The sequence below is a fragment of the Actinokineospora auranticolor genome (assembly GCF_002934265.1).
In the GTDB taxonomy this organism is placed as follows: Bacteria; Actinomycetota; Actinomycetes; order Mycobacteriales; family Pseudonocardiaceae; genus Actinokineospora; species Actinokineospora auranticolor.
In genome coordinates this window covers 71,869-83,692 of the sequence record NZ_PTIX01000015.1, presented here as the reverse complement: position 1 = coordinate 83,692, position 11,824 = coordinate 71,869, and the positions used below count along the sequence as shown (strand labels likewise).

The window sequence follows — 11,824 nt, the reverse complement described above, 5'->3', positions numbered from 1 at the left end:
CGCGTTCCGTCCACCTCGGACCGGGAGCGCGCGCACCCCCACCCCACCACCATGACCTCGGACGATTTAGGGTGCGGCGTGCGTTTCAACCCCCTGCCCAAGGACAAGACCTTCTACGAGCTGTTCGGCAAGTCGGCGAGCCACCTCGTCGACGGCGCCCGGCTGCTCACCGGCATGCTCGACGCCGGGAGCGACCGCGCGGCGGCGGCCGAGCGGCTCAAGGAGGTCGAGCACCAGTGCGACGAGGTGACGCACGAGATCATCCGGAGACTGAACTCGACGTTCATCACGCCGTTCGACCGGGAGGACATCTACCGGCTGACCGGCGGGCTCGACGACGTGATGGACGACATGGAGGCCGCGGCCGACTACATCACCCTGTACCGGATCGAGGAGCTGCCACCGGAGGTGTCCGACCAGGTGGAGGTGCTGCGGCAGGCCGCCGACCTCACCGCGGCGGCCATGCCGCGGCTGCGGGACATGCGCGACCTCGACGAGTACTGGATCGAGGTGAACCGGCTGGAGAACCACGGCGACAAGATCTACCGCCGGTGCCTGGCCCACCTGTTCTCCGGCGCCTACGACGCGTTGACGGTCATGCGGCTGCGTGACGTCGTGGAGCAGCTGGAAGCGGCGATCGATTCGTTCGAGACGGTCGCGAACATCGTCGAGCAGATCGCGGTCAAGGAATCCTGACGTGGAGTTCGCACTCGTGATCGCGGTCGTCGCGATCGCCCTGGCCTTCGACTACACCAACGGCTTCCACGACGCGGCGAACGCCATCGCCACGTCGATCTCCACCCGGGCGCTGACCCCGAGGGTGGCGCTGCTGCTGGCCGCGGTGATGAACCTGCTCGGCGCCCTGGTGTCCGAGGGCGTGGCAAGCACGATCGGCAGCGGCATCATCAGCCCGCCGGAGAACTCCGGCGGCATGACCGTGGTCCTCGCGGGCCTGGTCGGCGCCATCGCCTGGAACCTGATCACCTGGTGGCGGGGGCTGCCGTCCTCGTCGTCGCACGCGCTCATCGGCGGCCTCATCGGCGCGGGGATGGCGGCGTCGGTGACCGTGCACTGGTCGGTCATCGTCGGCAAGGTGCTCGTCCCGATGGTCGTGTCGCCGCTGGTCGGCTTCTGCCTCGCCTACGGCGTGATGGTGGCCATCGCCTGGCTGTTCCGCCGCGGCTCGCCAGGCCGGGTCAACCGGGGTTTCCGGGCCGGACAGTCGCTCTCGGCCGCGGCGCTGGCCTTCGGGCACGGCCTGCAGGACGCGCAGAAGACGATGGGCGTCATCGTGCTCGCCCTGGTGACCGCGGGTCTGCACACCGGGCACGACGTCCCGCTGTGGGTCAAGCTCGCCGCGGCGGGCGCCATCGCGCTCGGCACCTACTCCGGTGGCTGGCGGATCATGCGCACCCTCGGCCGCCGGGTGATCAAGCTGGACCCGGCGCGCGGGGTCGCCGCCGACCTCACCGCGTCCAGCGTGCTGTACGTGATGGCGATCGGCCTGCACGCCCCGGTGTCCACGACGCACACCATCAGCTCCGCCATCATGGGCGTCGGCGCCACCCGCAGGCTCTCCGCGGTCCGTTGGGGTGTGGCGGGCACCATCGTGTCCGCGTGGATCCTCACCATCCCGATGTCGGCGGCGATCGCCGCGGCCACCTACGGGCTGCTCACCCTCTTCCTCCCCTGACCGACCGCGCTCACCCGTCCGGTCCCGGCGCGGCGGTGCGGGTGCGGTCGACCGGACCGCACCGGTCATCGGGTTCGGGTGAGCGCGGTGGGCAGGTCGGGAGCTCGGCGCGGCCGATGTAGTGGGCGGTCTCCTCGTGGTTGGTCGAGTGCACGAGGTCGGCGAAGCCGTGCTTGAAGCGCAGGTGGACGTGGTGGGGACCGGCGGCGGGCGGGTCGAGGTGGCGGCGCGCGCGGGCGGCCCTGGCCAGGGCAGGGACGTCGAAGGCGTAGGTGCGGGCGACGGTCCAGTGGGCCTCGCCGTCGACCGAGGAGAGCCGGGCGTCGGGCAGCGCCCGGGGACCCGGATCGGGCAGGGGACGGGTGTCCAGGTCGTAGCGGAGCACCTCCCGCAGCGCCTCGCGCCACTCGCGGGGCGTGGCCGGGCCCACGGCGGCGCGCCACCAGCCGTCGACCAGGTCGGCGAACTCCTCGGTGGAGAAGCAGTACGCGAGCGCGGGGGCGAGGGAGTCCGGGTCGGCGGTGGAACTCGTCGCCGCCGCGCTCAGCAACCGGGCACCCGCGTGGTGCGCGGCCTCGGCCTCGACGAAGTCCGCCAGCGAGAGGATCACCGCGGACTGGCTCCAGCCCAGCACCGCGTCAAACACCGGCCACGTGTCGCGCAGGACCAGGTTCTCGGCGAGCAGCCGGGCCCAGAACAGGAACCGCTGCATCCGCAGGTTCTGCGCCAGCGAGACGCCCCGCGCGGCCAGCACGTACTCGAAGTCGTCCTGGCGACCGCGCACGGTGACGAAGCCGTGGACCGCGCGGCGGTCGGAGAAGTCGGTGTTGGGCAGCAGCAACAGCGGGTAGGCGGCGATCCGGGACACGTGCTTGGCCAGTTCGTCGTAGCCGCGCAGGAAGGTCTCCGGGGTCTCGCCGGGGATGCCCCAGATCAGCTCGGCGTAGCAGTCGAGTCCCTCGGCGGTGAGCCACTCCGCCAGGTCGCGCCACTGGTTGATCTTCATGTTGCGGCGGTTGACCAGGTCCAGCGCGGTGTCGTCGAGGGTCTGCAGCGCGAGGGTGAACGAGCTGCGCATGCCGGCCTCCCGCATCCGCCGGACGATGCCGCGGAACACCGCCGACTTGTTCTTCGCCCAGGACGTCTCCAACGCCCTCGGGCAGCCGTACCGGTCCCGGATCTCGATGAGGTCGTCGACGAACTCGGCGTCCTGCCGCAGCATCCCGAAGTTGGCGTCGCACAGCACGACGGTGTCGGCACCGGCCCGCGCCAGTGCCTCCAACTCGGCCCGCAGCCGGACCCGGGAGAACGACCGGACCTTCTGGCCGACGGCACCGCCCCAGTAGCAGAACGCGCAGTGGTACGGGCATCCCCGGTTGGTCTCCATCAGGGCCACGTCGTAGCGGAACCCACCGCGCTCGTCGAGCAGCGGGACGGCCCCGGTGAGGATCGGCGACGGGATCCGGTCCAGGTCGTCGACGCGTGCCTCGTCCGCCGTCGTGACGACCGAGCCATCCGGGCCCCGGAAGGAGATGCCGCGCACCCGCGCGTACGGGCCACCGTCGAGGACCGCCTTGAGGATGTTGACGAACGTGACCTCGCCCTCGCCGTTGACCACGATGTCCACCGCCGGGTCCCGGGTGAGCACCCGCGCGGCCTGCTTGGCGACGTGGTTGCCGCCGAAGACGACGACCGCCGACGGGTTGACCTGCTTGACGGTCGCGGCCACGGCGGCGAACTGGTTGGCGTTCCACCCGAGCACGGAGAAGCCGATCACGTCCGGTACCCCGGCCTGGAGCACCTTGATGGCCATCTCCAGCGGGGACAGGTGACCGGGGAAGTTGAGGATCCGCACGGCGCAGCGCGACCCGAGTTCGGGGTGCGCGCGGACCACGGCCGCGAGGTACCCGGCGGCGAGCGGCATGGACTCCTTCGCCATGTGCCACACCCCCTGCTGCACGATCAGCACGGTCAGCGCGGGCAGCACGGTCGACTCGCCTGCCGGGGCGGGTCCCGCCGGGCCGGGCGTCGTGGGCGGCATCTCGGCTGGCGCGCGGGCTCAGGGGGTGACCTGCGGGATTCCGGGTCCGATCATCCGGACCCGGCCGGTGGTGGTGCTGCGCTGCGCCAGCCAGGTGCGGACCGGGTCGGCGTTGGCGACCGCGTTGGTGCCCGACAGCAGGTCGGTGTGGCCGCCGACCGCCGGTTGAACCCGGGAGTCCCCGGTCACCAGGTCCCGCCAGCCCGCGATCCACCCCGGGTCGCCGTCCGCGGCGGTCAGCAGCAGCAGGTCGCACGGCACCCGACCGGCGGGCCGCGCGGCGGCGTGCCAGCGGGCGTAGCGGGCGACGGTGTCGGTGACCCGGTCGGCGCCGGTCTGGTGGACGTGCGCGGTCAGGTGCGGGTCGTCGAGGACCTCCCGGACCATCGCCGCAACCTCGCCGGTGCCGATCGGGACCGGGGTGCCGGGCGGTTCGGAGTCGAGGACCACGATCCCGTCCACGCGCTCGCCGCGTTCCCGCAGCGCGGCGGCCGTGGCGGTGGCGAGCACGCCACCGGCGGAGTAGCCGACGAGGAATCGGGGCCCCGACGCGCGGGTCGCGGTCATGAGGTCCGCCGCGCTGGCCGCCGGGTCCTCGCCACCGGGGAAGTCGAAGCCGTACACGCGGAAGCCCAGGTGCTGGGCGAAGCCCGCCATGGCCCACGCGTAGCCCGCGATCGGTGGGAAGCAGTACACGGTGGCGGCGCCGTCACCCTCGGCCAGCAGCTTCAGCGGGCTGTGCGCGGCGGGGCGCCGGTCGATCAGCCGCGCCAGCGCGGCGGCGGTCTGCGCGCGGTACACGTCCACGATAGACACTTCGCGGCGGAGGACGTCCCGGATGCGGATGGCCAGCAGCGCGGCGCCGAGGCTGTGACCGCCCACCACGAAGAAGTTGTCGTCCAGGCACGCGCTCTCGTCGGCCAGCACCTCGCGCCACAGGTCGAGCAGCACCCGCTCGGTCTCGGTCGCCGGTGGCCGAGCCGCCGCGCGGCGGACCTGCTCGGGTGTGGGCAGGGCGTTGCGGTCGAGCTTGCCGTTGGGCATCCTCGGCCAGTCCGCCATGATCACGACGTCGACGGGCACGGCGGCGGCGGGCAGGAACCGGCCGAGCGCGGCCCGCAGGCTCAGCGGATCCGGTGCCGCGCCGGGGTCGGGGATCACGTAGCCGCACAACCGGAGCTCGTCCGTGCCCGGTACCGGCCGCACCGCGCCCGCCGCGTCCCGCACGCCGGGCAGGGACCGCAGGCACTGTTCGACCTCACCCAGTTCGACCCGGTGGCCGAGCAGTTTGACCTGGGTGTCGGCGCGACCGCTGACGACCAGGTCGCCGCCGGGCAGCCGCCGGGCCAGGTCGCCGGTGCGGTAGAGCCGTTCCCCGGGCAGCGCGGGCGCGCGGGTGCCGAACTTCTCCTCGGTCAGCGCCGGGTCGCCGAGGTACCCCTTGGCCAGCCCGATCCCGGCCAGCCACAGTTCGCCGACCACCCCGACGGGCACCTCGCGCAGCTCGCTGTCGAGGACGTGGGCGCGGGCGTTCGGGATCGGGCGGCCGATCGGGACCGGCCCGGACGAGCCCACCCGCGCCGGGTCGATCACGGCCGCGCAACTGATGTCGGTGGCCTCGGTGGGTCCGTAGATGTTGAGCAGCGTCGCCCGGCACTCCCCCGACGCCACCCAGTCCCGCAGCCGCGCGAGGTCCGGTGTCTCACCGCCGAGCGCGAGGTGGCGCAGCGACCGCAAGGGGCGGAACCCCGCCGCGGCGGCGACGTCGATCAGCGGGTACACCGCCGACGGCACACCCGGGTTCAGGACCGTCACCCGTTGCGCCTCCAGCAGCGCCAGGAGGTCGCGCGGGTCGTAGGCGCTGTCGGGGGCCAGGACCACGCTCGCGCCGGAGATCAGCGGTGCCAGGTAGTTCTTGACGGAGGCGTCGAACCCGCAGGTGATGGTCTGCAGCACCCGCGTATCCGGACCCATCTCGCACGCGTCCCGGTACCACCGGAGCAGGTTGACCAGCCCCCGCATGCCGACCTCGACGCTCTTGGGCGTCCCGGTCGAGCCCGACGTCTGGATCACGTAGGCCGTGGCGTCCGGGTCGTGCCGGTCCGCCACCGGCGTGGCGGGCCGGGTGTCGAGTGCGCGGCGGTCGTACTGGCGCTTGTGGACGCGGGCGGGTGCCCGGGGTGTCGTGCGGTCGATGTGCAGCAGGACGTCGTAGGCGTAGCCGGTGAGGTGGTCGTCGTGGAAGGCCATCGGGGCGGCCTCGACCCGCGTGACCTCCGGGAAGTGGTGGGGCAGGTCCTCGAAGAAGGCGGTCGGGAGGAACAGCGCGTCGGCCGCGGACAGCGGGCGACCGCCGTGCTCGGCCCGGTGGCGGGCGGCCACCTCCGCCAGGAACCCCTCCCGGCGGGCGGCGTCCCACACGTGCCCGAGGTAGACCACGCCCCGCGCGCCGACCCGGCCGATCGCCTCCCCGAGCACGGCGCGCAGGTAGTTCACGCCGCCGAAGCTCTGCACGACGCTGTTGAACACGACCGCGTCGAACGGCCCCGCCGACTCGGCGGGCAGCTCGTTGAGGTTGAGCGCCCCAAGTTCGTGCAGCGCGACGTTGTCCAGCCCGTGTTCGGCGCGGGCCCGGTGCGCCCAGCGCAGCACCCCGGCCGACGGGTCGATGCCGACGTACCGGCCCACCAGCGGCGCGAGGCCCTTCAACGTGGTGCCCGTGCCGCAGCCGATCTCCAGCATGGTCGCGTCCGGGGACAGGTAGTCGGCGATCTTGCCCGCGGTCGCGCGCACGTACCGGTCCAGCGCCTCGTCGCTGATCCGCGCGCCGGTGTACGGGCTGCGCCACCCGTTGGCCGCGACCGGGTCGTCGGCGTGGTCGGCGACGTAGTTCCACAGCTCCAGGCTCATCCGGGTGCCCGCAGGTTCCAGCTCGCGCAGCACGTCCGGGGAGTCGACGCACAGGCTCGCCGCGGTGTCGGGGCTGTTCCAGAACAGCTCGTTGCAGGTGCCGGTCAACGCCCGCTCGGACACGATGACCAGCGGACGGGTGTCGCGGACCAGCGAGTGCAACCGGGCGTCGGGCAGGTCCGGGTTGAGCGGCACGTACGAGCCGCCCGCCTTGAGCACGGCGACCAGCGCGACCACGAGCCGGTAGGACCGCCGCAGCAGGACCCCGACGTGCGCGCCGGGCCCGACGCCGTGCTCGGCGAGGAACCCGGCCAGCCGGTCCGCGTCGGCGATGAGGTCGGCGTAGGTGTGCCGGGCCGCGCCGTCGACCACGGCCACCGCGTCCGGGGTCGCGGCGGCCTGCTCGGTGATCAGCGCGCCCGCGGTCCGCTCCCCGGGGGACTCGGTGGCGGTGGGCGGCCGGGCCCCGGGTTCGCTGTCGTCCTCCCACAGCGCGATGTTGGACAGTTTCACGCGGAGACCTCCCTGGTGACGGCTCGGGCAAGCCGCCGCAGGGCGGCGAGGTAGCGCTCGACCGTGCCGTGCCGGAACAGGCGGCCGTCGTACTCGAAGGCGACCCGGAACTCGGCGGCGGTGTCGTGGACGTAGAGCGTGAGGTCGAACTTGGCGGTGTCCACGGGGACCTCGACCAGCCGGGACTGGTCGAGGAACAGCCCGTCCGACTCGGGTTCGGCGCCGAGGACGTCGGCGAAGTTCTGGTAGGCGAACATCACGTTGGTCAGCGGCTGGGTGCCCGACCCGCGATCCGGGTTGAGGTCGCGGACGACCACATCGATGGGGCAGTCCTGCTGGTCCAGCGCGGCGGTGAGGGCGGCGGCGACCTGGTCGGTGAACTCGTCGAAGTCCAGGTCCGGGCGCGGGAACAGGCGGACGGGCAGGACGTTGACGAAGAACCCGACGAGGTGCTCGAGGTCGGGGTGCACGCGCGCGGCGCCGCCCAGGCCGACGCAGATGTCCTCCAGGGACGTCAGCCGGTGCAGCAGCCAGCCGTACAGGGCGAGGAACACGGTGGCGGGCGTCCGGCCAGACCGCGCGGCCAAGGCGCGCACCCGCGCGGACAGGTCCGCGTCGAAGGTGCACGCGCAGGTACCGCCGGAGAACACCGCGCCCGCCGCCGAGTCGCCGTCCGCGGGCAGGGGCAGGTGGGTGGGCACGCCCGCGAGTCGTTCCCGCCACGCCGGTGCCCGCGCGGACAGGTCCCGCGCGCGGTCCCACACCGCGAAGTCCCGGTAGCCGATCGGCAGGTCGGGCAACGCGGGCCGCTCTCCCCGGCGGGCGGCGCGGTAGGCGGCGTTGAGGTCGCGGGAGAGCACGACGATCGACCAGCCGTCGCAGATGACGTGGTGCAGCGTGATGACCAACCTGCACCGCGACGACGACAGTTCGACGAGCACGACCCGGGCCAGTGGTGCCTCGGTGAGGTCGAACGGTCTGGCGGCCTCGGCGCGGACGAGTCGCTCGGCCGCCGCGACCGGGTCGTCCTCCGTGGACACGTCGACGACGCGCAAGGGGACGCGCACCCGCTCGTGGACGATCTGGCGGGGTTCGCCGTCGCGGACGGTGAACCCGGTGCGGAGGCTGTCGTGGCGGGCCGTGACGACGGCCAGCGCGGTCTCCAGGGCGGCGCGGTCGAGCGGCCCCTGGTCCATGACCACCGGGACGTTGTAGGCCAGGGAACCGCCGAGCTGGTGCAGGATCCACATCCGCTGCTGCGCGTGGGACAGCGGGTGGTCGGCCGCGGGTTCCGCGCGCGGGATGTGGTCGACCCGCGCGCCGAGGTCAGCCAGCGCTCGGGCGAGGGACCGGGGTGTGGGGTGGTCGTAGACGGTGCGCAGCGGAACGCGCGCGCCCCAGCGCGCGGCGATGCCGTTGACCAGGCGCAACGCCTTGAGGCTGTGTCCACCGGCGGCGAAGAAGTCCTCGTCCGGCGCCAAGGCGGCGCGGCCCAGCGCGGTGCCGAGCAAGACGCCGAGATCGGTCGCGTCCGCACTGGGTGGCGCCGCGGTGCTCCGGGCCGCCTCGGCGGCCAGCGCGGCTCGGTCGACCTTGCCGTTGGCGTTGTGCGGCAGCGTGGCGCGGCGGAGGAACCGGGACGGCACCATCCACGGCGGGAGGTGGGCGCGGGCGTGCCCGCGCAGGGTTTCTGCGTCCGCGTCGGCGGCGTAGCAGGCGACGAGGTCGAGGTCGCCCGTGCCGTCGGGGACCGCGACGACGGCGACCTCGGTGACGCCCGGGCAGCCCGCCAGGACGTTGCCGATCTCGCCGGGCTCGACCCGGTACCCGCGCACCTTCACCTGGTCGTCGACGCGACCGAGGAACTCCAGCCCGCCGTCGGGGGTGACCCGCCCCAGGTCACCGGTCCGGTACAGCCGATCGTCGTCGAGGGTGGTGAAGCCGGAGCCGGGCGCCGGGTGCAGGTAGCCGCGAGCGAGTCCCATGCCCCCGACGCAGATCTCTCCGGCCACGCCGGGCGGAACCACGCGCAGGCCGTCGTCGCGGACGTCCACGCGCACACCGGGCAACGCCGTGCCGAGTCCCAGCGTCGGTCCGGTGAGCTGCGTGTCGCGGTCGACGCGCAGACAGGTGGCGTCCACTGTGGCCTCGGTCGGCCCGTACATGCTCCACACGGTCAGCGCGTCGCCCGCGCTCCGGTCGAGCAGCCGCCGGACCACGGCGGTGGGCACGGCCTGCCCGCCGGTGACGATGTGCCGCAGGTCGGTGCGGGTCGTGCCGAGCCCGGCGTCGACGAGCGCGGCCAGGAACGGGGCGACGACGTTGACCAGCCCGACCCGGTGGCGGACCACGAGGTCGAGGAACCGGTGCGGGTCGCGCCGGTCGTGTTCGTCGAGGACGAGGAGGGTGCCGCCGTTGGCCGCGCACGACAGCACCTGTTGGAGGGCCGCGTCGAACACGAACGGCGCCGACAGGGCCTCGACCGTCCGGCCGCCGAGCGGCGCGTAGAGCGTGTCCTGGAGGTGGGTGACGAGGTTGGCGAGGCCGCCGTGTTCGAGCAGCACCCCTTTCGGCGTGCCGGTCGACCCGGAGGTGTACAGCAACGCGGCCAGGCCGGTAGGTTCCGGTGTACCCGGTGCTCGTTGTGCCCCTGGCTCGTCGGGATGGTCCGGAGACAACAGGGACACCGGGGACAGCGTGGTCACCGCGTTCGGGATCGCCCGCCGCCCGGTGTCGTCGACGACCGCGAAGCGGCAGCCGCTGTCGGCGAGCAGCAGCGCGAGCCGTTCCGCCGGGTACTCGGTGCTCAGCGGGAAGTAGGCCGCACCCGACTCAAGCACCCCGAGCAGACTGGAGACCGTCCATTCGGACCGTTCCATGAGGACGGCTACGGGTTCGCCCCGCCGCACGCCGTTGACCAGGAGGGCGTGTGCCAACCGCCGCACGCGGGCGCGCAGCTCGGTGTGGGTAACACGGTAGGTGACGCCACCTCGTTCGCAGACCACCGCGAGCGAAAGGGGATCCCGGGTTCCCTGAAGAACCCGCGCGGCGGTTCGCTGGTCTACCGCGCTCACGAGCTCTTCCGGGTGGCGAACAGGTCGTTGACCACGTAGCCGTCGAGGCCGTGCTGCTCGCCGTAGGTGATGAGGTCGCTGGTGCGGTTGATGAAGCCCCGCCCGGAGAAGTTGAGGGAGGTGTTGCACAGCACGCTGTAGCCGGTCAGGGCGCGGAACTCGGTGAGCAGGCGGGCGATCCCGGGGTTCTGCTCCGGTGTGACGGTCTGGACGCGGGCCGTGCCGTCCACGTGCGTGACGGCCTTCAGCGCGTCGGTGCGCACGTCGGTGAAGTAGAGCATGAACGGATCGGGCAGTCCGCCCGCGAACCAGCGGTCCGCGTCGCCCGCCAGGCAGATCGGCGCGATCGGGCGGTAGGGCTCGCGCTGCTTGATGGTGTTGAGCCGCGCGTGGGTCTCCCTGGTGAACGGCGCGGCCAGGATCGATCGCGCGCCCAGCGCGCGGGGACCCATCTCGTAGCGGCCCCTGGCCCAGCCGATCACGTTGCCCCCCTCCAGGAACCGGGCCACCTCGGCGTGGTCGAGCGGGCGGACGTCGTAGCGCACCGGGTCGAACGCGGCGTCTTCCACGAACTCCTCCCCCGCGTAGGCGTCCCACGCCACCCGGGCGGAGCCGGTGTAGTGCAGTTGCGCGTCGATCGCGGTGCCGAGCGCCGAGCCGCTGTCGTTCGGGCACGGCGGGACGAACACCTCGGCGAAGAGCCCGCAGTCCGCCCAGCGCCGGTTCCACTCGCAGTTGAGCCCGCACCCGCCGGACAGCAGCAGCGGCAGGCCCTCGGTGAGGTGCCGGGCGGCGTAGTCGTGGAACCGGCCGAAGATGGCGTCGGAGAACTTCGCCGCCAGGTTCTTGTACTCCTGCGACAGGACCCCGACGTTGTGGAACGGCGACCACGACAGCTCGGACTTGGGCAGGGCGAGCAGGATGCCGTCCTGGTCCAGCAGGTACTCGATGAGTTCCTTCTCCTCCGGCAGCACCGGTCCCCGCTCGGCGAACCCGGTGAGCGCCATCTGCTTGCCCGCGTCCTGGAAGCGGAAGTGGCCGGGCAGGTCGGGGAACCTCGGGTCGGCGAGGGCGAACAGGTAGGCGTACTTGTTGCCCGGGTCGGTGAGCACGTGCTCGAGGTGGGTGACCGCGCCGGTCTCGTCGACGCGGTAGAAGGAGCCGATGTTGCCCTCCCACACCAGGCAGTAGCAGGGCTGCCCGGCGGCCACCGGTCCGAGTCCGTAGGCGGTCATGATGTGCGAGCGCTCGTGGGTGGAGGAGAAGACCCGGGTCGGCTTGCCCAGGAAGCGGCCGGGCCGGTCGGTGACCGAGCCGGGGCCGACGCCGAAGTAACCGGTGTGGGCGGGCGGTTCGACGGAGTGCCAGCCCTTGACCCAGCCGCCGACGGCGACCGCGTCGGGTTGCCGGTCCAGGCGGTCGGCGGCGCGCAGCAGCAGGTCCGCGGTGAGCCGGTCGTAGCGGGGGTAGTTGTCCTTCTCCGCCTCCAGGGAGAACAGCAGGGTCCCGTCCTCGACCGCCACGACGGCGCCGTCGTGGCCCTCCTTGAACGACAGGATCAGCACGGTGGTCAGCTCCTTGGGTGCGGGGCGG

The 11,824-nt window shown here is 72.9% G+C and carries 6 protein-coding genes; 2 read left to right on the top strand and 4 right to left on the bottom strand.

Annotated features, from left to right (window positions below):
• Positions 1–78: 78 nt before the first annotated feature.
• Positions 79–696, top strand: coding sequence for a DUF47 domain-containing protein (locus tag CLV40_RS24385; protein WP_245931539.1), 618 nt, complete (start codon positions 79–81; stop codon positions 694–696).
• Position 697: 1 nt separating this feature from the next.
• On the top strand, positions 698–1,693 hold the full coding sequence (locus CLV40_RS24380) for an inorganic phosphate transporter (RefSeq protein ID WP_104481319.1): 996 nt from the start codon (positions 698–700) through the stop codon (positions 1,691–1,693).
• Positions 1,694–1,703: 10 nt separating this feature from the next.
• Here CLV40_RS24380 and CLV40_RS24375 read toward each other — a convergent pair whose 3' ends face one another.
• The 4 genes from CLV40_RS24375 to CLV40_RS24360 are packed head-to-tail and all read right to left on the bottom strand — an operon-like array spanning position 1,704 to position 11,796.
• Positions 1,704–3,734: a KedN5 family methylcobalamin-dependent radical SAM C-methyltransferase gene (locus CLV40_RS24375; RefSeq protein WP_146108219.1), complete on the bottom strand. Its 2,031-nt coding sequence runs from the start codon at positions 3,732–3,734 to the stop codon at positions 1,704–1,706.
• Positions 3,735–3,752: 18 nt separating this feature from the next.
• Positions 3,753–7,157 (bottom strand): AMP-binding protein, encoded by a 3,405-nt coding sequence (locus CLV40_RS24370; RefSeq protein ID WP_104481318.1) that lies wholly within the window; start codon positions 7,155–7,157, stop codon positions 3,753–3,755.
• Positions 7,154–10,231 carry a non-ribosomal peptide synthetase gene (locus CLV40_RS24365; protein ID WP_104481317.1) on the bottom strand — a complete coding sequence of 1,026 codons (3,078 nt, stop codon included), beginning with the start codon at positions 10,229–10,231 and terminating at the stop codon, positions 7,154–7,156. Before CLV40_RS24365 ends, CLV40_RS24370 begins: the two co-directional genes overlap by 4 nt.
• Positions 10,228–11,796 carry a carbamoyltransferase C-terminal domain-containing protein gene (locus tag CLV40_RS24360; protein WP_104481316.1) on the bottom strand — a complete coding sequence of 523 codons (1,569 nt, stop codon included), beginning with the start codon at positions 11,794–11,796 and terminating at the stop codon, positions 10,228–10,230. Before CLV40_RS24360 ends, CLV40_RS24365 begins: the two co-directional genes overlap by 4 nt.
• Between the last annotated feature and the right edge of the window lie 28 nt (positions 11,797–11,824).

Coding starts and splice junctions, on each gene's coding strand:
- CLV40_RS24375 (WP_146108219.1), bottom strand. CDS start 3,734: ATGCCGCCCACGACGCCCGGCCCGGCGGGACCCGCCCCGGCAGGCGAG.